Below are 23,837 nucleotides of genomic sequence, written 5' to 3'. Positions count from 1 at the left end.
GCTTAGATGATAAATGACAGCAGGAATGTGCCCGCCAGAGCGACGACCGAAGCGATAAATGTCGCTGTCGTATAGTATTTAAATGTTTCATTGAGCGTAGCGCCGCAATATTGCTTCACCAGCCAGAAAAGCGAGTCCGTAACGATCGTGCAGCCAATCGCACCTGAACCGATAGCAATCGCAATAATTTCCGGGCTGATGTCGGGATACAGCGGCAGCATGGGTGCAACAATTGCCGTTGCCCCCATCATTGCCACCGTAGCGGAGCCCACTGCAGCATGCAGAATAAGTGCCACCAACCAGGCCAGAAGAATCGGGTGCATATGCATATTAGAGAGAATAACTGCCAGCGTATCAGCGAGACTGCTGCTTTTTAAAATGGCGTTGAATGCGCCTCCGGCCCCGATAATCAGCAAAATATTAGCAATAGAACCGAAACCATTTTCCGTATGTGTGAGCATCGTCCCCATGCTCATATGCTGACGTATACCCAACACATAATAGGCGACAAACACGGCGATAAACATGGCAGTGATAGGGTTGCCAATAAACTCAAGCAAGGTATACAAACCACTCTCACGCGCCATATTCAATTCGGCAATCGTTTTAACCAACATCAGCGCAATGGGTAGCAGTACGGTGAATAACGTTGCGCCTAATGAAGGTAGTGTTTTTTCATCGCGAACTTTGAGATCGGCAAACTCTGTGGGTACAGGTTTAAAGGGCAGTCGTTGACCCAGAAATTTAAGGAAAAGTGGGCCACCGATCAGTGATGCCATCAGCCCAACCAGCAAACCGTAGACGATCACCGAACCGATATCTGCGCCCAGCTTATTGGCAACATATAAAGCAGCCGGATGTGGGGGAACCACGCAGTGCACTGCCATCAATGCGGTACACAGCGGAATGGCCAGCTTTAACAATGAGGTATTGGTTTTTTTGGCAATTGAAAAAGCCAGAGGAATCAATAGCACGACGCCCACTTCAACAAACAGCGTGATGCCGCAAATCAGGCCAACCAGCACCATAATGACATCAGCTGAAAGCCACCGGCAGCGTTGAAGTGTCAGACCAATTCTTTCTGCGGCCCCGGATACTTCCATCATTTTTCCCAGTATCGTGCCCAGGCCGATAACCGCAGCAAGGAACCCCAGCGTTCCGCCAATTCCACTTTCAATAGCATTTACCATATCCAGTGGTCCCATACCCATCATCGTTCCCACGAAGAAGCTGGCCAGCAACAGCGCCAGAAACGGGTGGAATTTGAACTTCACGATGGTCAGTACAATTAACACGATGCTGATAAGCAGCGTGCTCACAACCCAGATTTGAGAGTGCATATCTCACCTTCCCCTGTGATTAACCTGATGATATTGGACAAAAAAACAACGCAGGCTGACAAACGATAAAATTTGCCTTTCACATGAGCTAAATTGCATCAAGGGAGTGATTTACATCTAAAAATGAAGGTGAATTGAGATATGGTTCACTTTAGCTCACCTTACAGCTGAAATTTTGCCGCTATTTTTTTACACTTAAGAGAAAAATGAGGTGATTATGGAACCCCTTCGTGAAATAAGAAATCGACTGCTTAACGGCTGGCAACTATCAAAACTGCATACTTTTGAAGTGGCAGCCAGGCATCAGTCCTTCGCCCTTGCGGCAGAGGAATTGTCGCTGAGCCCCAGTGCGGTAAGTCACCGTATCAATCAGCTGGAAGAAGAATTAGGTATTCAGTTGTTTGTTCGTTCCCATCGCAAAGTGGAATTAACGCACGAGGGGAAACGCGTTTATTGGGCGCTAAAATCGTCGCTGGATACCCTGAACCAGGAAATTCTTGATATCAAAAATCAGGAATTATCGGGAACGTTAACGCTGTATTCCCGGCCCTCTATCGCCCAATGCTGGTTGGTGCCCGCATTAGGTGACTTTACACGCCGATATCCGTCTATTTCGCTCACCGTGCTCACTGGTAATGACAATGTCAATTTGCAACGTGCCGGAATCGATTTGGCGATCTACTTTGATGATGCGCCGTCAGCGCAATTGGCTCATCACTTTCTGATGGATGAAGAAATCTTGCCTGTATGTAGCCCGGAATACGCTCAAAGACATGCTTTAACCAACCAGGTAATTAACCTGCGCCACTGTACGTTGCTCCATGACAGACAGGCATGGAGCAACGACTCCGGTACGGATGAATGGCATAGTTGGGCGCAACATTATGCGGTTAATTTGCCAACATCTTCTGGAATTGGCTTTGATCGCTCTGATTTAGCCGTTATCGCCGCGATGAATCATATTGGGGTGGCGATGGGAAGGAAACGTCTGGTACAAAAAAGGCTTGCCAGTGGTGAGCTCGTCGCGCCGTTTGGCGATATGACGGTGAAATGCCATCAGCATTATTACATCACTACATTACCGGGCAGGCAGTGGCCAAAAATTGAGGCATTTATTACTTGGTTAAGAGAACAGGTAAAAACCACTTCATAATGAATAAGACCACGAGTTCCTGGTGTGCCTTATTCGGCATTGCTAGTGCGAATTTAATAATTTACGGTTTTTACGTGGTTTTAGGGATAAACACAAGAATGGTGTCCCCTGCAGGAATCGAACCTGCAATTAGCCCTTAGGAGGGGCTCGTTATATCCATTTAACTAAGAGGACAATGCGGCATGAGTATACCCGCTAATGGACTACGGGGTAAGTACACAGCCGCTCGATTGCTTAAACCCTCGCCATTTATGCCGGGTTTTTATCATTTTTCTTAATGTTTTCCGCACGTTCTGCTTTTTGACGTGCTTCTGCTTTGCGCTTGTTGCTCATGTCGTTACGAATCTGTGCATGACTCATTAACGCAAAGATAAAGGTGCCGCCGCAGATGTTCCCCGCTAAAGTAGGTAGTGCAAAGGGCCAGATGAAATCGCTCCAGTGCAGCGTGCCGTTAAACACCAGATAGAGGATTTCAACAGAACCGACAACGATGTGGGTGGTGTCACCCAGGGCAATAAGCCAGGTCATCAATATAATCACCACAATCTTTGCCGCACCCGCTGCAGGAAACATCCATACCATAGTGGCGATCAGCCAGCCGGAAATGATCGCGTTGGCAAACATCTCGCTGGGGGTGTTCTTCATCACATCCATGCCGATTTTGACAAATGCATCGCGAGTTTCTTCATTGAAGATAGGCATATATTCAAATGCCCACGCAGCAATACCTGTCCCGAGAATATTACCCAGCAGCACGATGCCCCATAACCGCATAAGTAAGCCGACGTTGCTCATTGTCGGTTTTTGCATGACGGGTAGTACCGCAGTTACGGTGTTTTCGGTAAATAATTGCTGGCGGGCCATTATGACGATAATAAAACCAAAGGTATAACCGAGATTCTCCAGCAAGAAGCTGCCCGGCACGCCTTCCAGTTCGACATGAAATATCCCTTTTGCCAGTAGCGAAGCGCCCATCGACAGGCCCGCCGCAATGGCTGACCACAGTAGCGCCATTGCGTCGCGTTCCAGCTCTTTTTCACCATCCTGGCGGATATGCTCATGAATTGCCATCGCCCGGGAGGGGAGTCGGTCTTCATCTATTTCTATTTTTTTACCGCGCTCTTTTTCTTCGCTCTCAACTTCAATTTCGTCGCTGTGTTGATCAATTTTGTCGTTGTCCATGGTCTCTTCTCTTGAATTAGCACGTATAGCTAAAGCGTAGCGGCTTTTTTGCTCGCAACTGGCGGGAGTTACTCTGAAAATGTAGAAAAGGCCGCGTTTGCCTTTTTCTGTTTCTATTGAATCAAGTAGCCTACAGGGCGGCGATTACCAGGCTATGATCAAATCAGCAAATCAGGGCGTCTGGACATCAGTTGACGTGCTGTTACAATCGCCCACACCTAAACAGGCGGATACGGTATCGTTCCGTCATGGATGGCAAACTGCATAAGCCATAAAAAACAGGGAGACATTTATGAAGCTTCGCCTGTCGGCGCTTGCTCTGGGAACTACGCTTCTGGTGGGGTGTGCGAGTTCCGGTACAGATCAGCAAGGGCGTTCTGACCCGTTAGAAGGGTTTAACCGCACTATGTACAACTTCAACTTCAATGTATTAGACCCGTATATTGTTCGACCGGTCGCTGTCGCCTGGCGTGATTATGTTCCGCAACCTGCGCGTAACGGTTTGAGCAACTTTACCGGCAACCTTGAAGAACCTGCGGTGATGGTTAACTACTTCTTGCAGGGCGACCCTTATCAGGGGATGGTCCACTTTACCCGCTTTTTCCTGAATACCATTTTGGGAATGGGCGGCTTTATTGATGTTGCAGGGATGGCGAACCCGAAACTGCAACGGACTGAACCTCACCGCTTCGGTAGTACGCTTGGTCATTATGGTGTGGGTTATGGGCCGTACGTTCAGTTACCGTTCTACGGTAGCTTCACGCTGCGTGATGACGGTGGTGATATGGCGGATAGTCTTTACCCGGTTCTTTCCTGGCTGACCTGGCCGATGTCTGTGGGTAAATGGACGCTTGAAGGGATAGAAACTCGTGCGCAGTTGTTGGATTCCGACGGTCTGCTGCGTCAGTCCTCCGATCCTTATATTATGGTGCGTGAAGCGTACTTCCAGCGTCATGATTTCATCGCTAATGGCGGTGAACTCAAACCGCAGGAAAATCCGAACGCGCAAGCGATTCAGGATGATTTAAAAGATATCGATTCTGAATAAGAAACAAACAAAAAAGGTGAGTCGCAAAACTCACCTTTTTTCTTATTAAGCTAACGCGTTATCAGAACGCGTAGTTAAAGTTAGTACCGAACAGCCAGGCTTTACCTTCAGACTCGAAGGAATAAGCTGCCGCTCCTTCACCTTCGGTGAATTTCACTTTCTGACCATGCATATAAGATGCGCCAACATCAATGGATGCATCTTCATTAAATGCGTAGGTTAACCCAGCACTTAACCACAAACGATCCTGGTCAGGAATGGAAATAGAACGTTTATCTGCCGGAACCGGGCTGTCGTCATAAGCGATACCGGTACGGAAGGTCCAGTTTTTATCATAATAGTAGGTTGTACCCAACGCGATACGATACGCGTCCCGGAATCCTTCATCTTTATAGAACAGAGTCTGACCACTATCGCCTTTCGCTTTCAATTCCTGGAACTGGCTCCAACTGGTATAGGCCATGCTGTAGTGAATTGCCCACTGCGGCGCAACACGGTTATAACCAGAAATCTCCCACATCTCAGGCAGGTTCAGCGTTAAGGATCCATTTTGGGTTGCCCCCATCGTGCCATACGGTAAGCCCATGTTACCCAAAATATTGTTCAGATTTGGGTTAATGGAGCTTTTGTAATCCCCATCGAAGTCGATTTTAACTTCTGAACGATATGTCAGCCCCCAACGGTTATCTTTATCCAGTTCATAAAGAATACCCGCGTTCCAGCCAAAGCCCCATTCGTCACCTTTCAAATGAGCAATTTGAGAGTCCGGAGTATTAATACCATTGGTTAATGAAGCGGGTACACCCTGGGCAATCAACTGTTGAGACAACAATGGCCCCAGCGAACCGGCGTAACGCTCAATTTTTGCCTTGGCATAAACTGCATCAAAACCAAGACCAAAACTCCAGCTATTGTTAAGGCGATAAGCCCCGCTAAGGTTAAGGTTGATTGTTTGCAGATCGGTTTTACCGCCATAGATACCAGCAGCGTAGTTGTCGGTAAATTCCGTAGCCAGGCCATAGTTGGAAGTTATTGACGCTCCCCAACCAAACTGATCGTTAATAGGCGCAACAAAGTGCAGGTTAGGTACCCATGCTGTCGGTGCGATATTTTTAGCATTTGCACTCTGACCGGTTAAATCAGAATGTCCGGTAATATCTACATCCGGATCAATATAAACCGCACCCGCAGAAAATGTCGGGCGGTCAAACATGGTAATCAATGCGGGGTTACGGCTAACGTTACCTGCATCATCGGCAATTGCACCTTCCCCTGAATAAGCCCGGCCCAGGCCAGAGGAAGAAAATTCGTTTAACTGAAAGCCTGCCGACCAGGCCTGGGTGGAGATAAGTGCCACTGCGACTGCGAGAGCAGACTTTGTAAACAGGGTTTTCTGGCTCATGACCATAACCTCAATGATTTATTTTTATACAAACTATGTTACGTGCTGTAACAGGAGCGCGAAGTGTAGGGTCTGAGGTACATCTTAGAAATCAGACCAGTGGCGAGAGTATAGGTCGGACCAGCTGGAATGTTGCAAGTATGTTTCTATCTTTTTTCAGATATGATCTAAGAAACGCGATCCAGCTGGCAAAATTGGGAGGTGGCGCACTCATGGATTCGGGTGAATTTTGTTTTAGATCATTTTTAAGTGTGATTTCGGTCACTTATCCGATTTTGCAGAATTAACAACTGGAGCAGCACTTTCCGGAAGCGTAAAATATCCACAACGTTTATCTGGCACCTTGGGTGCACATACAGAGGAAATCAACGATGAGTAAATGTAGTGCTGATGAAACCCCGGTTTGCTGCTGTATGGATGTTGGCACCATTATGGACAACTCCGACTGCACCGCGTCTTACAGCCGTGTGTTTGCAAACCGCGCAGAAGCAGAACAAACGCTGGCGGCGCTGACTGAAAAAGCCCGTAGCGTGGAATCCGAACCGTGCAAAATCACCCCGACTTTCACTGAAGAGTCTGACGGTGTGCGCCTGGATATCGATTTCACTTTTGCCTGCGAAGCTGAAATGCTGATCTTCCAGCTGGGTCTGCGTTAATTCCTCTCGGGTACATACGCCCCTGTCAGTTGCTGGCAGGGGCGTTTTCTTTTCTCTTCTTCTTTTCTCTCTGTGTCATAGCTCCCACTTTCCCTTTTCTCCACTTGGCTAAATGTAAAAAAATGGTTAAGACTATGATCAGGTCAGACCACTTTATTTATTTTTTTACAGGGGAGTGTTATGGGTCAGGTTTTACCGCTGGTTACCCGCCAGGGCGATCGTATCGCCATTGTTAGCGGTTTACGTACGCCTTTTGCCCGACAGGCGACGGCTTTTCATGGCATTCCCGCGGTTGATTTAGGGAAGATGGTGGTAGGCGAACTGCTGGCACGCACCGAGATCCCCGCTGAAGTGATTGAACAACTGGTCTTCGGTCAGGTCGTTCAGATGCCTGAAGCCCCCAACATTGCGCGTGAAATTGTTCTCGGTACTGGAATGAATGTGCATACCGATGCTTACAGCGTTAGCCGCGCTTGCGCTACCAGTTTCCAGGCGGTTGCAAACGTCGCAGAAAGCCTGATGGCGGGAACTATTCGAGCGGGGATTGCCGGTGGGGCAGATTCCTCTTCCGTATTGCCAATTGGCGTCAGTAAAAAACTGGCGCGCGTACTGGTTGATGTCAACAAAGCCCGCACAATGAGCCAGCGCCTGAAACTTTTTTCTCGCTTACGTTTGCGTGACTTAATGCCAGTGCCTCCGGCAGTGGCGGAATACTCCACTGGATTACGGATGGGGGACACCGCAGAGCAAATGGCGAAAACCTACGGCATCACCCGAGAACAGCAAGATGCACTGGCGCACCGTTCGCATCAGCGTGCCGCTCAGGCGTGGTCAGAAGGTAAACTCAAAGAAGAGGTGATGACTGCCTTTATCCCCCCTTATAAACAACCGCTTGTCGAAGACAACAATATTCGCGGTAATTCCTCTCTTGCTGATTACGCAAAGCTGCGCCCGGCGTTTGATCGTAAACACGGGACGGTAACGGCGGCGAACAGTACGCCGCTGACCGATGGCGCGGCAGCGGTGATCCTGATGACTGAATCCCGGGCGAAAGAATTAGGGCTGGTACCGCTGGGGTATCTGCGCAGCTACGCATTTACTGCGATAGATGTCTGGCAGGACATGTTGCTCGGTCCAGCCTGGTCAACACCGCTGGCGCTGGAACGTGCCGGATTGACGATGGGCGATCTGACATTGATCGATATGCACGAAGCCTTTGCCGCCCAGACGCTGGCCAATATTCAGTTGCTGGGTAGCGAACGTTTTGCTCGCGACGTACTGGGGCGTGCACATGCCACTGGCGAAGTGGACGAGAGCAAATTTAACGTGCTTGGCGGTTCGATTGCTTATGGACATCCCTTCGCAGCGACCGGCGCGCGGATGATTACCCAGACATTGCATGAACTTCGCCGTCGCGGCGGTGGATTTGGTTTAGTGACCGCCTGTGCTGCGGGTGGGCTTGGCGCAGCAATGGTTCTGGAGGCGGAATAATGGAAATGGCATCAGCGTTTACTCTTAATGTTCGTCTGGACAACATTGCTATCATCACCATCGACGTACCGGGTGAGAAAATGAATACCCTGAAGGCGGAATTTGCCTCGCAGGTACGCGCCATTATTAAGCAACTCCGTGAAAACAAAGAGTTGCGTGGCGTGGTGTTTGTCTCCGCGAAACCAGACAACTTCATTGCTGGCGCAGACATCAACATGATCGGCAACTGCAAAACGGCGCAAGAAGCGGAAGTACTGGCGCGGCAGGGGCAACAGTTAATGGCGGAGATTCATGCTTTGCCCATTCCGGTTATCGCGGCTATTCATGGCGCTTGCCTGGGCGGCGGGCTGGAGTTGGCGCTGGCGTGCCACGGTCGTGTTTGTACTGACGATCCTAAAACGGTGCTCGGTTTGCCTGAAGTACAACTTGGATTGTTACCCGGTTCAGGCGGTACCCAGCGTTTACCGCGCCTGATAGGTGTCAGCACAGCATTAGAGATGATCCTCACCGGAAAACAACTTCGGGCGAAACAGGCAGTAAAGCTGGGGTTGGTGGATGACGTCGTTCCGCACTCCATATTGCTGGAAGCCGCTGTTGAGCTGGCAAAGCAGGATCGCCCATCTTCACGCCCTCTACCTGTACGCGAGCGTATTCTGGCGGGGCCGTTAGGTCGTGCGCTGCTGTTCAAAATGGTCGGTAAGAAAACAGAACACAAAACGCAAGGTAACTATCCGACGACAGAACGCATCCTGGAGGTTGTCGAAACGGGATTAGCGCAGGGCACCAGCAGCGGCTATGACGCTGAAGCACGGGCGTTTGGCGAACTGGCGATGACGCCGCAATCGCAGGCGCTGCGCAATATCTTTTTTGCCAGTACGGAAGTGAAAAAAGATCCCGGCAGTGATGCGCCGCCTGCGCCATTAAACAGCGTGGGGATTTTAGGTGGTGGCTTGATGGGCGGCGGTATTGCTTATGTCACTGCTTGTAAAGCGGGGCTTCCGGTCAGAATTAAAGATATCAACCCGCGGGGCATAAATCATGCGCTGAAGTACAGTTGGGATCAGCTTGAGGGCAAAGTTCGCCGTCGTCATCTCAAAGCCAGCGAACGTGACAAACAGCTGGCATTAATCTCCGGAACGACGGACTATTGCGGCTTTGCCCATCGCGATCTGATTATTGAAGCGGTGTTTGAAAATCTCGAATTAAAACAACAGATGGTGGCGGAAGTGGAGAAAAATTGCGCTACTCATACCATCTTTGCTTCGAACACGTCATCTTTACCGATTGGCGATATCGCCGCTCACGCCGCGCGACCTGAGCAAGTTATTGGCCTGCATTTCTTCAGTCCGGTGGAAAAAATGCCGCTGGTGGAGATTATTCCTCATGCGAGTACATCGGCGCAAACCATCGCCACCACGGTAAAACTGGCGAAAAAACAGGGCAAAACGCCAATTGTCGTGCGTGACAAAGCCGGGTTTTACGTCAATCGCATCTTAGCGCCTTACATCAATGAAGCTATCCGCATGTTGACCGAAGGCGAGCGTATTGAGCATATCGATGCCGCGCTGGTGAAATTTGGTTTTCCGGTAGGCCCAATCCAACTTTTGGATGAGGTAGGAATCGACACCGGGACTAAAATTATTCCTGTACTGGAAGCCGCTTATGGAGAACGTTTTAGCGCGCCTGCAAATGTTGTTTCTTCAATTTTGAACGACGATCGCAAAGGCAGAAAAAATGGCCGGGGTTTCTATCTTTATGGTCAGAAAGGGCGTAAAAGCAAAAAACAGGTCGATCCCGCCATTTACCCGCTCATTGGCGCACAAGGGCAGGGGCGACTCTCCGCACCGCAGGTTGCTGAACGGTGTGTGATGTTGATGCTGAATGAAGCAGTACGTTGTCTGGACGAGCAGGTTATCCGTAGCGTGCGTGACGGGGATATAGGCGCGGTATTTGGCATTGGTTTTCCGCCATTTCTCGGTGGACCGTTCCGCTATATCGATTCTCTCGGCGCAGGCGAAGTGGTTGCAATAATGCAACGACTGGCCACGCAGTATGGTTCCCGTTTTACCCCTTGCGATCGTTTAGTTGAGATGAGCGAGCGTGGGGAAAGTTTTTGGAAAACAACTGCAACTGACCTGCAATAAGAAGGTCAAAGTTATATGAATCCGCGCTGAATGGCGGAGTGTTGCTCAAAATGTAAACGCATATTGACTATACTTACGCCATTGAGGTAAAAAACAGCGTTTCATTCGGTGAATGGATAAGGCACAATGCCGGCCACCGTTTTCTTTCTCTGGTTTCAGATGAAAGAAAACGGGCGAATCTGGTTAACAAAAGCGGTGCAATATGCAAGTTTTTATCATGCGTCACGGCGACGCAGCCCTCGATGCCGCCAGTGATTCGGTTCGTCCTCTGACCACTAACGGTTGTGACGAATCTCGCCTGATGGCGAACTGGCTGAAAGGTCAAAAAGTGGAAATCGAACGCGTTCTGGTGAGCCCGTTCCTGCGAGCCGAGCAAACACTGGAAGAAGTAGGGGATTGTCTGAACCTGCCTTCCAGTGCAGAAGTTCTGCCGGAGTTAACGCCCTGCGGCGATGTTGGTCTGGTCGGTGCCTATTTGCAGGCGTTGACCAATGAAGGTGTTGCTTCGGTACTGGTGATCTCCCACTTACCGTTAGTTGGGTATCTGGTTGCCGAGTTATGTCCGGGCGAAACGCCGCCTATGTTTACCACTTCAGCGATTGCCAGCGTAACGCTTGATGAAAGCGGAAAAGGCCAATTCAACTGGCAAATGAGCCCTTGTAATTTGAAGATGGCAAAAGCAATTTAAGCAATCAATGCCCGGTTACGTGCGCGTACACCGGGCAGTTTCTCCGTCATACAATCATTCTTTTTCTTGTCTAAATGTTGTTAATATTTAACAACTCTCGATAGTTATTATATTTTCCCATTATTGAATCCCGTAATAAAATAAAGAAGATAATGGTTTTGTGTCTTGAATATATATTTATTGATTTAATTAATATTAAATTTTAGCAATAAATAATGGTAAGGTCATTATAATTTTTTAGTGTGCTTTATAAGCAATTCATTTTTGTTGATTATAATGGTTTGTTTTTTTGTTGATAATTCGCATGTTTTTTTGTTGGAAAGTGGTGAAAGTATTTTGTAGATGTATTAATTAATAAAATCTACATAAAGTGTTTAAGTATTACTAAATTGAGTTTTTTTATAGATAAGACCAACATACAGACACACCAGAGAATACTTGTTTACATTCTATGATTATATTGGAGTGTATATGTTCAATGGCTAACTATAAGTATCGGGCATACTATATATTAATTTTATGTCAGGTGTTTATATTATAACTCTTAATGATTTAAGGACAAATAATGAGTAAGTTTGCCAAAACAGCCATTGCTGCGGCGATGGTCATGGGCGCAGTTGTTTCCAGTTCTGCTTTTGCAGCAGGCAACAACGGTACCGCGCGCTTCTACGGCACCATTGAAGACTCCCCGTGCTCTATCGTTCCAGACGATCACAAACTGGAAGTCGATATGGGTGACATCGGTGCGGCTAAACTGACCGGCGGTGGCACTACCACACCGAAAGATTTCCAGATCCGTTTACAGGATTGCGTGTTTACCACTGAAACAAACATGGAGACCACGTTCACCGGTACTAACTACGCGGGGCCAGCCAACACGGATAACTATGCGTTATTCAATGTTGACAGCGGTGTTGCCATGAACCACGTGAGCCTGGTAATCGGCGATACCCATGGCAAAGGTTATAAAGTGGGCGAAAAGATTGTTCAGCCAATCGTGATGGATACTTCAACCAGCAAGGGTAAAGACAAGCAAACGCTGAACTTTAAAGCCTGGCTGGTGGGTGAAACCGATGCGCCGGATCTCGGCCAGTTCGAAACCCTGACCACATTCCAGATTACCTATCTCTGATGTGACAACCCCACAGCGTTCTGCTGTGGGGTTATTCAACACGCAACAGATTTACGACTGTTTCACAAACGGATATGTGTATGCCTAATCACTCAAATTTTCGGCTGCGGGGAATCGCCTGCTATATTGCGCTGGCAATCTCTGGTGGGTCAGTCAATGCATGGGCTGATGATTCAATTCAATTTGACCCCCGTTTCCTTGAGTTAAAGGGCGATACGAAAATTGATCTCGGTAAGTTTTCAAAAAAAGGGTATGTCGACGCGGGTAAATATAATTTACGTGTATTTATAAATAAACAACCCCTTTCTGATGAATACGACATTAACTGGTACGTCTCTGAAAACGATCCAACAAAAAACTATGCCTGCCTGACACCTGAGTTAGTGGCGGCGCTGGGGCTGAAAGAAGGGATAGCAAAAAGCCTGCAGTGGACGCACAACGATGAATGCCTTAAACCGGGGCAATTAGACGGGATGGAAGTCGAGAATGATTTAAGCCAGTCGGCGTTGCTGCTGACAGTGCCACAGGCTTACCTCGAATATACCAGCAGCGACTGGGACCCTCCCTCACGTTGGGACGACGGTATTCCTGGCCTGATTGCCGACTACAGCCTCAATGCGCAAACTCGCCACCAGGAGCAGGGGGGCGAGGACTCACATGATATCAGCGGCAACGGTACCGTTGGGGCGAACCTGGGGGCATGGCGTTTCCGTGCAGACTGGCAAAGTGATTATCAGCACACCCGCAGCAACGATGACGACGATGACAGCAGTAACAGCACAACGAGTAAACACTGGGACTGGAGTCGTTATTACGCCTGGCGAGCCTTGCCCTCTTTAAAAGCGAAGCTGTCGCTGGGGGAAGATTATCTCAATTCCGATATTTTCGACGGCTTTAACTATATCGGCAGCAGCGTCAGCACCGATGACCAGATGCTGCCGCCCAACCTGCGCGGCTATGCACCGGATGTTTCCGGCGTGGCGCACAGCAGTGCAAAAGTCACCATTAGCCAGATGGGCCGGGTACTTTACGAAACCCAGGTTCCAGCCGGGCCATTCCGCATTCAGGATATCGGCGACTCCGTCTCCGGCACACTGCACGTCCGCGTTGAAGAACAGAATGGTCAGGTGCAGGAATATGACGTTACGACCGCATCTATGCCATTCCTCACGCGCCAGGGGCAGGTGCGTTACAAAGTGATGATGGGGCGTCCGGAAGACTGGAACCACAAGACCGAAGGCGGCTTTTTCTCCGGCGGAGAAGCGTCATGGGGGGTGGCAGATGGCTGGTCGCTCTACGGTGGTGCGCTGGCAGATAAACACTATCAGTCGGCGGCGATGGGGGTGGGGCGCGACCTCGCACAGTTTGGCGCGCTGGCGTTCGATGTGACTCACTCGCACGTCAACCTGGATCATGACAGCGCATATGGCAAAGGAAAACTGGACGGCAACTCCTTTCGCGTGAGCTATGCCAAAGACTTTGACGAACTCAACAGCCGCGTCACCTTTGCAGGCTACCGTTTTTCTGAAAAGAACTTCATGACCATGAGCGAGTATCTGGACGCGAACCAGTCAGACATGGCGCGGACCGGTAACGACAAAGAGATGTATACGATCACCTATAACCAGAACTTTGCCGCTGCGGGTGTCTCGATCTATCTCAACTACTCCCATCGTACTTACTGGGATCGCCCGGAACAGACAAACTATAACCTGATGTTTTCCCACTATTTTAATATGGGGAGCATTCGCAACATGAGCATCTCGGTGACCGGCTATCGCTACGAATATGACGATAATGCGGATAAGGGGATGTACCTCAGTATGAGCATTCCGTGGAGCGACAGCAGCACCGTGACCTACAACGGTTCCTACGGCAGCGGGTCGGACAGCAGCCAGGTCGGTTACTTTAAGCGCGTCGATGACGCAACGCACTACCAGGTTAACGTTGGCACCAGCGAGCAGCACGGCAGCGCGGATGGTTATCTGAGCCACGACGGTTCGCTGGCGAAGGTTGATCTCAGCGCCAACTACCATGAAGGGGAATACCGTTCGGCGGGGATCGCCTTACAGGGCGGGGCAACGCTGACCGCGCATGGTGGGGCGCTGCACCGTACCCAGAACATGGGCGGCACGCGCCTGCTGATTGACGCCGACGGGATTGCCAACGTGCCGGTCGAAAGCAACGGCGCGCCGGTGTACACCAATATGTTTGGCAAGGCGGTGGTCGCCGATATTAACAACTACTATCGCAATCAGGCGTATATCGATTTAAACAACCTGCCGGAAGATGCGGAAGCCACCCAGTCGGTGGTGCAGGCGACTCTGACGGAAGGCGCAATCGGCTATCGTAAATTCAAAGTGATCAGCGGGCAAAAAGCGATGGCGGTACTGCGGTTACGTGACGGTAGCTACCCGCCGTTTGGCGCGGAAGTGAAAAACGACGAGCAGCAGCAGGTTGGCATTGTGGATGATGAAGGCAATGTCTATCTGGCGGGGGTCAATGCGGACGAGCATATGATGGTGTTCTGGGAAGGCAGCGCACAATGCGAGATCGTATTGCCGAAGCCGCTACCTGCCGATTTGTTCAGCGGCCTGTTGTTGCCGTGTGAACAAAAGGGAACGGCAGCCCCTGATTCTTCAGCGCCAGAAATTAAGCCTGTTATTCAGGGCCAGACGCGGCAAGTCACACCAACGGAAGCGCCGACGTCAATTTCAGCAACTCAATAATCTGATTAAGGAACGATCAATGTCTTATAAATTATCCTGTCCAATGCTCGTCAGCACAGCGCTGATGGCACAGCTTACCACCGCCAGCCTGACGGCGCATGCATCGGTCACCCCGGATCGCACCCGTCTGGTGTTTAACGAAAGCGATAAATCGATCAGCGTGACGTTGCGTAACAACAACGAAAAGCTGCCTTACCTGGCGCAAAGCTGGCTGGAAGACGAGAAGGGCAACAAAATCACTTCGCCGCTGGCGGTGCTGCCGCCGGTGCAGCGTATTGACGCTATGATGAACGGCCAGGTGAAGATTCAGGCGCTGCCGGACATTCACACGCTGCCGTCCGACCGAGAAAGCCTGTTCTACTACAACGTGCGTGAGATCCCGCCAAAGTCCGGGAAAGCCAACACCCTGCAAATTGCGCTGCAAACGCGCATCAAGCTGTTCTGGCGACCAAAGGCGCTGGAAAAGATTGACATGAGAAAACCGTGGCAGTTTAAGGTCACACTCACGCGCAGCGGCCAGGACTATACCGTCAATAACCCGACGCCGTACCACGTCATCATCAGCGATGCCAGCACACAGAAGAAAGGGCTGACTGCCGCCGGGTTTAAACCGCTGGTGATGCCACCGAAAACGTCACAACCGTTAAAGGCAAAAATGGCGAGCGCCCCGGTGCTGACCTATATCAACGACTACGGCGCGCGCATGCCGCTGATCTTCCGTTGTGAAGGGAACACCTGCAAGGTGGATGAAGATCAAAGCAGCAAAGGTTGATAACGGGAGAAGCAACATGAAAGCGTTCTTTCTGACCGGATCTGCCGCGCTATTGCTGGCCTGTGGCGTGACCGTTTTCCCGGCAATGGCGGGCGGCAAAATCGTCAATTTGACGTTGCGCGTGCTGGTGGATGGGCCGCCGCCCTGTTCGGTAAAGGGAAGCGCGGTGGAGTTCGGCAATGTGATTATTAAAAGTATTGATGGTGCCAACTACCGTCAGCCAGTGGGCTACACCCTGAACTGCTCAAACAGTGTCAGCGACGACCTGCAAATGCAGCTTCAGGCCACCACCACGACCATCAACGGCGAAACGGTGCTGAGTACTGGAATCAGCGGTTTTGGCATTCGTATTCAGAATGCCGCTGACCATTCGCTGGTGGCAGTGGGTAACAGTAGCTGGCTGCCGTTCAACATCAATACTCAGCCAGACTTCGAAGCCGTTCCGGTGAAGCAGAGCGGTGTGGAACTGATGGCATCGGAGTTTAATGCGACCATGACCATGGTGGTGGACTACCAATGAAACGACTCGCATGGTGCTTAATTTACGGTTTTGCTGGCCTGGCGCAGGCGCGATTAACGACGTTACTTTTCATGGCACGCTGGTTTCGCCGCCCGCCTGTACTATCAGCGATGGTAAGACGATCGAAGTTGAGTTTCGCAACGTCATTATCGACAACATTAACGGCGATAATTTCCGTCAGGATGTGCCTTACACCATCACATGTGACCCCGATGTGCGCGACGACGCCTGGGAGATGAGCCTGACCTGGACGGGCAGCCAAACCCCTTATGATGATTCCGCCATTGAAACGGACGTTAGCGGCCTGGGGATTGAGCTACAGCAAAACGGCCAGCCGTTTAAGCTGGGAACACCGTTGAAAATTGACCCGTCAACGCCGCCAACGCTGCAAGCTGTGCCGGTGAAAGCCAATGATGCGGCGCTCAGCGACGGAACCTTTTCTGCCTACGCAACATTACAGGTGGATTACCAATGAACCTAAAACGGATATCTCACTGCGCGGCTGCACTGGCGGCGGTGCTGCTGACGCCCCATGTTCAGGCGGCTGACAACCTGCATTTCTACGGCAATTTACTCAGCAAGTCCTGCACGTTAGTCGTTCAGGGCGAGTCGCTGGCGGAGGTGCATTTTCCCACCATCAGCCGTAAAGACCTGATGGTGACCGGGCAGTCGGCGCGGGTGCCGGTAGTGTTTCAGTTGAAAGATTGTAAAGGGCCAGCTCAGTATGAAGTCCGGGTGACGCTGACCGGTACAGAAGACAGTGAACAGCCCGGCTTTCTGGCGCTGGATGCGTCCTCAGGGGCGCAGGGCGTGGGGATTGGCATGGAAAAAACCGACGGAACGGCGGTGCCGATCAACAACACCAGCGGCGCGACCTTTTTGCTGAGTAACGGCAATAACAATCTGAATTTTAATGCCTGGCTCCAGGCGAAAAGCGGGCGGGAAGTGACGATGGGTGAGTTTACCGCTTTTTTAACCGCAACGTTTGAGTACATTTAAGATGAAAATACTGCGTTTTTGGGCCTGTTTACTCGTCCTGATCTTTTCAAGTACTGGTGGGCTGGCGGCGAAGAAAATTTCAACATTGGTGACTCCGATAGGATTTTCTGCTGTTACAACCCAGATTCATTACTATCTTGAAATTCTGACGCCAGAAGGCGTTGCCTATGGCGTGTACAAGCAACACAGTCGTATGCTTCAAACAGAAAAGTTAGATTTAGTCAGTTGGAGCGGTAACACGACTGCACCTGAGTTGACAGTTGATGATGGCTATGAGGTAGCAAAATCCAATTGTGTTGGACTTGAAGCATATGATGCTTTATCGAGTAGGACGAATTGGATTTGTGAGAATATGGTCCTTAGCGTGTATCACGATGGACCTGTACAAGGGTGCCCATGGTTAGTTTCAACATACACTGATAGTGTTCTCCCGTATGATGTACCGACCCCATATGTGGGGCCAAAAGTGCATAACTCATCATGCCCCGTCTCCGTCGCCGCTTATGATATTTCGTGGAGTGAAGATTATGTTGTCCATTCGAAAGTGCTGTCGCTGCAATCGACGGGTGGAACGATTGAGAAAACGCTGCCCACCTTTTTGATGGAAAGCGGCAAGCTCTGTGACGGCAGCGTGATGGACGATCGAGGTGCATACTGCCGCTTTGTGGCGCAAATGATCACCTTCTCCACCTCCGGCTGTGACAGTTCGAAAGTGACGGTCACACCCAACCAGCATCCCATCACTGACAAGCAACTGCACGACATGGTAGTGCGTGTCGATACCAGCAGCCGCCAGCCGATTGATTCCACCTGCCGCTTCCAGTACACGCTCAACGAGCTGTAGCGTATACACCACACAACGGGGCCATCAGGCCCCGTTGTCCGTTATGTCATGCGGTCATCCAGTTTTTTAGAATATTCGCCACCACAGGAGCGAAAGGTGCCAGATAACCGTCGACGGGGGTGAGTAATTCGTCGATAACCGCTTGCAGCAGGTCGTCATCCTCAAGCCCCTCTGAAGGGGCAATGCCATTAGCCCACAGAAGGCTGTCGGAAAGCTGCTTACGTTTTTCAATTAATGCCCGATTATTACGTTCATTATCGCCAGGGTTGAGACGCCAGTATTCAAGGCTAAATGGACAGACTCGTCCACCTTTAAATATTCAGGGCAATTCCGGCGGCAGCCACTCATCTACTTCTATCAACACCAGCAATGCCGCATCACCACCATACTCTTTTGGTGCCTGGTGAAATGCCATTACATGGGGATGTTGCGCCAGCCACAGTGGCGTTTGCTGCTTTAAAATATGCTTACCATGACCATGCATCACACAGGCGCAAAACACATGTTCACGGCGGCAGGCGGCAATCAACGCCCCCAGTTCCTGTTTGGCTTGTAGCTGCGTCAGACCGTGCAAATCAAGAAACAACTCCGGGGAATAATCACCGCGCCGCAGTTTCTTCGCTTCAAAATGGCTGACATCCGGGCGAACATATTTCACCGGACCTTCAGTATTTAATAATGGTTGAAACTCGTCAGAGAAATAATGGCTGGCATCGGCCTGCTCCTGAATCAACCGCTTGACCGGTACTTCGCTGATTTTCTTGCGTTGTGGTCGATGGACAATCGTGTCCTGCTTAATCTTGCGAGTCCCCGCCATCAACTGGCGAAACAGCGCCTGGTCCTCCTCGCTAAGTGTTGTTTTCTTTTTCATTTAACTGTCTCTATTTCTAATTTTCCTACAGTTTACCCGACTCGTAGCACAATCGATCGTTTTAAACGTATTTTTCCTCACTCACCGCGCGTGAATGCTGATTTATCGTCATCTTCATGGCAAACTAGCCGCCGAAATTAATGCGACCATGCCCTGGAGGAATACGTGGATAAAATTTTCGTTGATGAAGCAGTAAATGAGCTGCAAACCATTCAGGACATGTTGCGCTGGTCGGTGAGCCGCTTCAGCGCGGCAAATATCTGGTACGGCCACGGCACCGATAACCCGTGGGATGAAGCCGTGCAACTGGTGCTGCCATCGCTCTATCTGCCGCTGGATATTCCGGAAGATATGCGCACCGCGCGTCTGACTTCCAGCGAAAAACACCGTATTGTTGAGCGCGTGATCCGCCGCGTCAACGAACGCATTCCGGTGGCCTACCTGACCAACAAAGCCTGGTTCTGCGGTCATGAATTTTACGTCGATGAACGTGTGCTGGTGCCGCGCTCGCCGATTGGTGAACTGATCAACAATAAATTTGCCGGACTCATCAGCAAGCAACCGCAACACATTTTAGATATGTGTACCGGTAGCGGCTGCATCGCCATTGCCTGTGCTTATGCCTTCCCGGAAGCGGAAGTCGACGCGGTGGACATCTCTCCAGACGCGCTGGCGGTTGCTGAACAGAACATCGAAGAACACGGTTTGATCCACAACGTCATTCCGATTCGTTCCGACTTGTTCCGTGACTTGCCGAAAGTGCAGTACGACCTGATCGTCACCAACCCGCCGTACGTCGATGCGGAAGATATGTCCGACCTGCCAAACGAATACCGCCACGAGCCGGAACTCGGTCTGGCATCTGGCACCGACGGCCTGAAACTGACGCGTCGCATTCTCGGTAACGCGGCAGATTACCTCGCTGATGATGGTGTGCTGATTTGTGAAGTGGGCAACAGCATGGTACATCTTATGGAACAATATCCGGATGTTCCGTTCACATGGCTGGAGTTTGATAACGGCGGCGATGGTGTGTTTATGCTCACCAAAGAGCAGCTGCTGGCGGCCCGTGAACATTTCGCGATTTATAAAGATTAAGTAAACACGCAAACACAACAATAACGGAGCCGTGATGGCTGGAAACACAATTGGACAACTCTTTCGCGTAACCACCTTCGGCGAATCGCACGGGCTGGCGCTCGGCTGCATCGTCGATGGTGTTCCGCCAGGCATTCCGCTGACGGAAGCGGACCTGCAACATGACCTTGATCGTCGTCGCCCTGGGACATCGCGCTATACCACCCAGCGCCGCGAGCCGGATCAGGTCAAAATTCTCTCCGGTGTTTTTGAAGGTGTTACTACTGGCACCAGCATCGGATTGTTGATCGAAAATACCGACCAGCGTTCTCAGGATTATAGTGCGATTAAGGACGTTTTCCGTCCAGGTCATGCCGATTACACCTATGAACAAAAATACGGCCTGCGCGATTATCGCGGCGGTGGACGTTCTTCCGCCCGTGAAACCGCCATGCGCGTGGCGGCAGGGGCGATTGCAAAAAAATATCTCGCCGAGAAATTTGGCATTGAGATTCGCGGTTGCCTGACCCAGATGGGCGACATTCCGCTGGAAATCAAAGACTGGTCTCAGGTCGAGCAAAATCCATTCTTCTGCCCGGACCCGGACAAAATCGACGCGTTAGATGAACTGATGCGCACGCTGAAAAAAGAAGGCGACTCCATCGGTGCGAAAGTCACCGTCGTTGCCAGTGGCGTACCCGCCGGACTTGGCGAGCCGGTCTTTGACCGCCTGGATGCCGACATCGCCCATGCGCTAATGAGCATTAACGCGGTGAAAGGTGTGGAAATTGGTGATGGTTTTGACGTGGTAGCGCTGCGTGGCAGCCAGAACCGCGACGAAATCACCAAAGACGGTTTCCAGAGCAACCATGCGGGCGGCATTCTTGGTGGTATCAGCAGCGGGCAGAAAATCATTGCCCATATGGCGCTGAAACCGACCTCCAGCATTACCGTGCCGGGGCGCACTATTAACCGCTTTGGCGAAGAAGTTGAGATGATCACCAAAGGCCGTCACGATCCTTGTGTTGGGATCCGCGCGGTGCCGATCGCAGAAGCGATGCTGGCGATCGTTTTAATGGATCACCTGCTACGGCAGCGGGCGCAAAATGCCGATGTGAAGACTGATATTCCACGCTGGTAAAAAATGAACAAAACCGCGATTGCGCTGCTGGCTCTGCTTGCCAGTAGCGCCAGCCTGGCAGCGACGCCGTGGCAAAAAATAACCCAACCTGTGCCGGGTAGCGCACAATCGATAGGCAGTTTTTCTAATGGCTGTATCGTCGGTGCTGACACGTTGCCGATACAGTCCGAACATTATCAGGTCATGCGTACCGATCAGCGTCGCTATTTCGGGCACCCGGATCTGGTGATGTTTATCCAGCGTCTGAGTCGCCAGGTGAGCAATCTGGGCATGGGTACGGTGCTGATTGGCGATATGGGGATGCCTGCTGGTGGTCGTTTCAACGGCGGTCACGCCAGCCACCAGACCGGACTGGATGTCGATATCTTCCTGCAACTGCCAAAAACACGCTGGACCTCCGCGCAGCTCTTGCGCCCGCAAGCGTTAGATTTAGTTTCCCGCGACGGTAAACACGTTGTCCCGACGCTGTGGAAGCCAGAAATTTTCAGCTTGATCAAACTCGCCGCCCAGGATAAAGACGTCACGCGCATTTTTGTTAATCCGGCGATTAAGCAACAACTTTGCCTTGATGCGGGCACCGATCGCGACTGGTTGCGCAAAGTGCGACCCTGGTTCCAGCATCGCGCGCATATGCATGTACGATTACGTTGTCCTGCCGATAGTCTGGAGTGTGAGGATCAACCTTTACCGCCACCAGGCGATGGTTGCGGGGCAGAACTGCAAAGCTGGTTTGAACCTCCAAAACCGGGAACAACAAAGCCTGAGAAGAAGACACCGCCTCCGTTGCCGCCTTCCTGCCAGGCGCTACTGGATGAGCACGTGATCTAATGGAAACGTTTAATAGCCTGTTTATGGTTTCCCCGCTGCTGCTGGGAGTTCTCTTTTTTGTCGCCATGCTGGCGGGATTTATCGACTCGATTGCCGGTGGCGGTGGGTTACTCACCATTCCGGCATTGATGGCGGCGGGGATGTCTCCCGCTAACGCGCTGGCAACCAATAAACTGCAAGCCTGCGGTGGCTCTATTTCCGCCACTATCTACTTTATTCGCCGTAAAGTGGTTAGTTTAAGCGATCAAAAACTCAATATCGCCATGACCTTTGTCGGCTCAATGAGCGGCGCGCTACTGGTGCAGTATGTTCAGGCCGATGTCTTACGGCAGATTTTGCCTATTCTGGTGATTTGTATCGGCCTCTATTTCTTGCTGATGCCAAAGCTGGGTGAAGAAGATCGCCAGCGTCGGATGTATGGACTGCCATTTGCGCTGGTGGCGGGGGGCTGCGTCGGTTTTTACGATGGATTCTTTGGCCCGGCTGCCGGATCGTTTTACGCGCTGGCCTTCGTTACGCTGTGCGGATTCAACCTCGCCAAAGCCACTGCTCACGCCAAATTACTTAACGCAACGTCAAACATTGGCGGTCTGCTGCTGTTTATTCTCGGCGGCAAAGTGATTTGGGCGACGGGCTTTGTGATGCTGGTGGGGCAGTTCCTCGGCGCGCGCATGGGTTCAAGACTGGTGTTGAGCAAAGGACAAAAGCTGATCCGCCCGATGATCGTTATCGTCTCGGCGGTGATGAGTGCCAAATTACTTTACGATAGCCATGGACAGGAGATCCTCCACTGGTTGGGGATGAACTAATGAACAGTACACACCACTATGAGCAGTTGATTGAGATTTTTAATAGCTGCTTTGCCGATGAATTTAATACCCGTCTGATTAAAGGCGACGACGAACCGATCTATCTTCCTGCTGATGCGGAAGTACCGTATAACAGAATCGTCTTCGCTCATGGCTTTTATGCCAGCGCCATCCACGAGATTTCGCACTGGTGTATTGCCGGGAAAGCGCGCCGTGAGCTGGTTGATTTCGGCTACTGGTATTGCCCGGACGGACGCGATGCCCAGACACAAAGCCAGTTTGAAGATGTTGAAGTGAAGCCGCAGGCGCTGGACTGGTTGTTCTGCGTGGCAGCGGGATATCCGTTTAATGTTAGCTGCGACAATCTGGAAGGGGATTTCGAACCGGACCGCGTGGTGTTTCAACGGCGGGTACATGCGCAGGTGATGGATTATCTGGCAAACGGCATTCCCGAACGTCCGGCACGCTTCATTAAAGCACTACAAAATTATTATCACACGCCGGAACTTACGGCGGAACAGTTCCCGTGGCCGGAAGCGCTCAACTGAAGCCAGCGCCACGTTTTACAATGAGGAAAGAAGATGATCGCGGAGTTTGAATCACGCATTCTGGCATTAATCGACGGTATGGTTGACCATGCCAGTGATGATGAGTTGTTTGCCAGTGGGTATTTGCGTGGCCACCTGACATTAGCCATCGCAGAACTGGAAAGTGGTGACGACCACTCCGCTCAGGCGGTACATACAACCGTTAGCCAGAGTCTGGAAAAAGCCATTGGTGCCGGTGAATTGTCGCCGCGTGACCAGGCGCTGGTGACCGATATGTGGGAACACCTGTTTCAGCAGGCCTCACAGCAGTAAGTTGTGACGTCTGGAGCACCATGCCTGATGCGACGCTTATTGAACTGAACCCCAAAACCTGGACAGTTTCAGTTAACCGGCTTTTTGATACTCAGTCCGGTATTCTACCGGGCTGAGTCCCCCAAGACTGAGTTTTATTCTTTTTTGATTC

The 23,837-nt window shown here is 50.9% G+C and carries 23 protein-coding genes, 1 tRNA gene and 1 pseudogene; 19 read left to right on the top strand and 6 right to left on the bottom strand.

Annotated features, from left to right (window positions below):
• Positions 1–2 precede the first annotated feature (2 nt).
• Positions 3–1,340: a D-serine transporter DsdX gene (dsdX, locus tag ACJHYO_RS15930; protein ID WP_000556041.1), complete on the bottom strand. Its 1,338-nt coding sequence runs from the start codon at positions 1,338–1,340 to the stop codon at positions 3–5.
• A 217-nt stretch (positions 1,341–1,557) separates the two neighbouring features.
• On the opposite strand from dsdX, the gene dsdC reads away from it, so the two are divergent.
• Entirely contained in the window at positions 1,558–2,493 is a 936-nt protein-coding gene (gene dsdC, locus ACJHYO_RS15925) for a DNA-binding transcriptional regulator DsdC (protein WP_001329887.1), read from the top strand.
• Positions 2,494–2,592: 99 nt separating this feature from the next.
• Here the strand turns inward: dsdC and ACJHYO_RS15920 are convergent.
• Together ACJHYO_RS15920 and ACJHYO_RS15915 are read right to left on the bottom strand one after the other, a co-directional pair.
• Positions 2,593–2,667 (bottom strand) — tRNA-Arg (locus ACJHYO_RS15920).
• Positions 2,668–2,742: 75 nt separating this feature from the next.
• Positions 2,743–3,675 carry a formate/nitrite transporter family protein gene (locus ACJHYO_RS15915; protein ID WP_000368123.1) on the bottom strand — a complete coding sequence of 311 codons (933 nt, stop codon included), beginning with the start codon at positions 3,673–3,675 and terminating at the stop codon, positions 2,743–2,745.
• Positions 3,676–3,967: 292 nt separating this feature from the next.
• On the opposite strand from ACJHYO_RS15915, the gene mlaA reads away from it, so the two are divergent.
• Positions 3,968–4,723: a phospholipid-binding lipoprotein MlaA gene (mlaA, locus tag ACJHYO_RS15910; protein ID WP_000776774.1), complete on the top strand. Its 756-nt coding sequence runs from the start codon at positions 3,968–3,970 to the stop codon at positions 4,721–4,723.
• A 61-nt stretch (positions 4,724–4,784) separates the two neighbouring features.
• Here the strand turns inward: mlaA and fadL are convergent, their stop codons facing one another.
• Positions 4,785–6,125: a long-chain fatty acid transporter FadL gene (gene fadL, locus ACJHYO_RS15905; RefSeq protein WP_001350318.1), complete on the bottom strand. Its 1,341-nt coding sequence runs from the start codon at positions 6,123–6,125 to the stop codon at positions 4,785–4,787.
• 371 nt (positions 6,126–6,496) lie between these two features.
• Between fadL and ACJHYO_RS15900 the strand changes: the two genes are divergently transcribed.
• The 11 genes and pseudogenes from ACJHYO_RS15900 (at position 6,497) to ACJHYO_RS15850 (ending at position 18,100) form a co-directional block, all read left to right on the top strand.
• Positions 6,497–6,781 carry a YfcZ/YiiS family protein gene (locus ACJHYO_RS15900; RefSeq protein WP_001296261.1) on the top strand — a complete coding sequence of 95 codons (285 nt, stop codon included), beginning with the start codon at positions 6,497–6,499 and terminating at the stop codon, positions 6,779–6,781.
• A 180-nt stretch (positions 6,782–6,961) separates the two neighbouring features.
• A complete protein-coding gene (gene fadI / locus ACJHYO_RS15895) occupies positions 6,962–8,272 on the top strand; it encodes an acetyl-CoA C-acyltransferase FadI (protein ID WP_000531977.1) in 1,311 nt (436 codons plus the stop codon).
• A complete protein-coding gene (fadJ, locus tag ACJHYO_RS15890; protein WP_410232512.1) occupies positions 8,272–10,416 on the top strand; it encodes a fatty acid oxidation complex subunit alpha FadJ in 2,145 nt (714 codons plus the stop codon). The genes fadI and fadJ overlap by 1 nt, the downstream gene beginning before the upstream one ends.
• A gap of 202 nt (positions 10,417–10,618) precedes the next feature.
• Complete coding sequence (gene sixA, locus ACJHYO_RS15885; RefSeq protein ID WP_001195816.1) at positions 10,619–11,104, top strand: phosphohistidine phosphatase SixA; 486 nt, start codon at positions 10,619–10,621, stop codon at positions 11,102–11,104.
• A gap of 565 nt (positions 11,105–11,669) precedes the next feature.
• Positions 11,670–12,236 (top strand): fimbrial protein, encoded by a 567-nt coding sequence (locus ACJHYO_RS15880; RefSeq protein ID WP_000032640.1) that lies wholly within the window; start codon positions 11,670–11,672, stop codon positions 12,234–12,236.
• 80 nt (positions 12,237–12,316) lie between these two features.
• A complete protein-coding gene (locus ACJHYO_RS15875; protein ID WP_001683094.1) occupies positions 12,317–14,965 on the top strand; it encodes a fimbrial biogenesis outer membrane usher protein in 2,649 nt (882 codons plus the stop codon).
• Positions 14,966–14,984: 19 nt separating this feature from the next.
• A complete protein-coding gene (locus ACJHYO_RS15870; protein WP_000120673.1) occupies positions 14,985–15,737 on the top strand; it encodes a fimbria/pilus periplasmic chaperone in 753 nt (250 codons plus the stop codon).
• A gap of 16 nt (positions 15,738–15,753) precedes the next feature.
• Entirely contained in the window at positions 15,754–16,257 is a 504-nt protein-coding gene (locus tag ACJHYO_RS15865) for a fimbrial protein (protein WP_000642895.1), read from the top strand.
• A pseudogene (locus tag ACJHYO_RS15860) lies at positions 16,254–16,732 on the top strand (fimbrial protein). Before ACJHYO_RS15865 ends, ACJHYO_RS15860 begins: the two are co-directional and overlap by 4 nt.
• Positions 16,729–17,256, top strand: coding sequence for a fimbrial protein (locus ACJHYO_RS15855; protein ID WP_085455460.1), 528 nt, complete (start codon positions 16,729–16,731; stop codon positions 17,254–17,256). Before ACJHYO_RS15860 ends, ACJHYO_RS15855 begins: the two are co-directional and overlap by 4 nt.
• Position 17,257: 1 nt before the next feature.
• The gene (locus ACJHYO_RS15850; RefSeq protein WP_410232510.1) at positions 17,258–18,100 is read left to right on the top strand and encodes a StfH/YfcO family fimbrial adhesin; all 843 of its coding nucleotides are present in this window, start codon (positions 17,258–17,260) and stop codon (positions 18,098–18,100) included.
• Between the two features lie 319 nt (positions 18,101–18,419).
• Here ACJHYO_RS15850 and smrB read toward each other — a convergent pair whose 3' ends face one another.
• Positions 18,420–18,971 carry an endonuclease SmrB gene (smrB, locus tag ACJHYO_RS15845; protein ID WP_000730805.1) on the bottom strand — a complete coding sequence of 184 codons (552 nt, stop codon included), beginning with the start codon at positions 18,969–18,971 and terminating at the stop codon, positions 18,420–18,422.
• 165 nt (positions 18,972–19,136) lie between these two features.
• On the opposite strand from smrB, the gene prmB reads away from it, so the two are divergent.
• Genes prmB through ACJHYO_RS15815 form a run of 6 tightly spaced genes read left to right on the top strand, consistent with a single transcriptional unit; the run spans position 19,137 to position 23,686 of the window.
• On the top strand, positions 19,137–20,069 hold the full coding sequence (gene prmB / locus ACJHYO_RS15840) for a 50S ribosomal protein L3 N(5)-glutamine methyltransferase (RefSeq protein ID WP_001306448.1): 933 nt from the start codon (positions 19,137–19,139) through the stop codon (positions 20,067–20,069).
• 34 nt (positions 20,070–20,103) lie between these two features.
• Positions 20,104–21,189 (top strand): chorismate synthase, encoded by a 1,086-nt coding sequence (gene aroC / locus ACJHYO_RS15835; protein WP_085455458.1) that lies wholly within the window; start codon positions 20,104–20,106, stop codon positions 21,187–21,189.
• 3 nt (positions 21,190–21,192) lie between these two features.
• Positions 21,193–22,017, top strand: a complete 825-nt coding sequence (gene mepA, locus ACJHYO_RS15830) for a penicillin-insensitive murein endopeptidase (RefSeq protein ID WP_001043805.1) — start codon at positions 21,193–21,195, stop codon at positions 22,015–22,017.
• Entirely contained in the window at positions 22,017–22,826 is an 810-nt protein-coding gene (locus ACJHYO_RS15825; RefSeq protein WP_000447366.1) for a sulfite exporter TauE/SafE family protein, read from the top strand. The genes mepA and ACJHYO_RS15825 overlap by 1 nt, the downstream gene beginning before the upstream one ends.
• A complete protein-coding gene (epmC, locus tag ACJHYO_RS15820; protein ID WP_001089235.1) occupies positions 22,826–23,374 on the top strand; it encodes an elongation factor P hydroxylase in 549 nt (182 codons plus the stop codon). Before ACJHYO_RS15825 ends, epmC begins: the two co-directional genes overlap by 1 nt.
• 33 nt (positions 23,375–23,407) lie before the next feature.
• A complete protein-coding gene (locus ACJHYO_RS15815) occupies positions 23,408–23,686 on the top strand; it encodes a YfcL family protein (protein WP_000559761.1) in 279 nt (92 codons plus the stop codon).
• Positions 23,687–23,758: 72 nt separating this feature from the next.
• Here the strand turns inward: ACJHYO_RS15815 and ACJHYO_RS15810 are convergent.
• Positions 23,759–23,837 (bottom strand): IS3 family transposase (locus ACJHYO_RS15810; protein WP_322967685.1); only part of this gene is annotated, 79 nt, incomplete at its 5' end.

The sequence above is a fragment of the Escherichia sp. WS1118 genome, from assembly GCF_046487695.1.
GTDB classification, from domain to species: Bacteria; Pseudomonadota; Gammaproteobacteria; order Enterobacterales; family Enterobacteriaceae; genus Escherichia; species Escherichia coli.
This window is presented reverse-complemented; position numbering and strand designations above follow the sequence as displayed.

Coding starts and splice junctions, on each gene's coding strand:
- smrB (WP_000730805.1), bottom strand. CDS start 18,971: ATGAAAAAGAAAACAACACTTAGCGAGGAGGACCAGGCGCTGTTTCGC.
- ACJHYO_RS15880 (WP_000032640.1), top strand. CDS start 11,670: ATGAGTAAGTTTGCCAAAACAGCCATTGCTGCGGCGATGGTCATGGGC.
- mlaA (WP_000776774.1), top strand. CDS start 3,968: ATGAAGCTTCGCCTGTCGGCGCTTGCTCTGGGAACTACGCTTCTGGTG.
- ACJHYO_RS15815 (WP_000559761.1), top strand. CDS start 23,408: ATGATCGCGGAGTTTGAATCACGCATTCTGGCATTAATCGACGGTATG.
- mepA (WP_001043805.1), top strand. CDS start 21,193: ATGAACAAAACCGCGATTGCGCTGCTGGCTCTGCTTGCCAGTAGCGCC.
- dsdX (WP_000556041.1), bottom strand. CDS start 1,340: ATGCACTCTCAAATCTGGGTTGTGAGCACGCTGCTTATCAGCATCGTG.
- fadI (WP_000531977.1), top strand. CDS start 6,962: ATGGGTCAGGTTTTACCGCTGGTTACCCGCCAGGGCGATCGTATCGCC.
- epmC (WP_001089235.1), top strand. CDS start 22,826: ATGAACAGTACACACCACTATGAGCAGTTGATTGAGATTTTTAATAGC.
- aroC (WP_085455458.1), top strand. CDS start 20,104: ATGGCTGGAAACACAATTGGACAACTCTTTCGCGTAACCACCTTCGGC.
- ACJHYO_RS15865 (WP_000642895.1), top strand. CDS start 15,754: ATGAAAGCGTTCTTTCTGACCGGATCTGCCGCGCTATTGCTGGCCTGT.
- ACJHYO_RS15850 (WP_410232510.1), top strand. CDS start 17,258: ATGAAAATACTGCGTTTTTGGGCCTGTTTACTCGTCCTGATCTTTTCA.
- fadL (WP_001350318.1), bottom strand. CDS start 6,125: ATGAGCCAGAAAACCCTGTTTACAAAGTCTGCTCTCGCAGTCGCAGTG.
- fadJ (WP_410232512.1), top strand. CDS start 8,272: ATGGAAATGGCATCAGCGTTTACTCTTAATGTTCGTCTGGACAACATT.
- ACJHYO_RS15915 (WP_000368123.1), bottom strand. CDS start 3,675: ATGGACAACGACAAAATTGATCAACACAGCGACGAAATTGAAGTTGAG.
- ACJHYO_RS15875 (WP_001683094.1), top strand. CDS start 12,317: ATGCCTAATCACTCAAATTTTCGGCTGCGGGGAATCGCCTGCTATATT.
- ACJHYO_RS15855 (WP_085455460.1), top strand. CDS start 16,729: ATGAACCTAAAACGGATATCTCACTGCGCGGCTGCACTGGCGGCGGTG.
- sixA (WP_001195816.1), top strand. CDS start 10,619: ATGCAAGTTTTTATCATGCGTCACGGCGACGCAGCCCTCGATGCCGCC.
- ACJHYO_RS15825 (WP_000447366.1), top strand. CDS start 22,017: ATGGAAACGTTTAATAGCCTGTTTATGGTTTCCCCGCTGCTGCTGGGA.
- dsdC (WP_001329887.1), top strand. CDS start 1,558: ATGGAACCCCTTCGTGAAATAAGAAATCGACTGCTTAACGGCTGGCAA.
- ACJHYO_RS15870 (WP_000120673.1), top strand. CDS start 14,985: ATGTCTTATAAATTATCCTGTCCAATGCTCGTCAGCACAGCGCTGATG.
- ACJHYO_RS15900 (WP_001296261.1), top strand. CDS start 6,497: ATGAGTAAATGTAGTGCTGATGAAACCCCGGTTTGCTGCTGTATGGAT.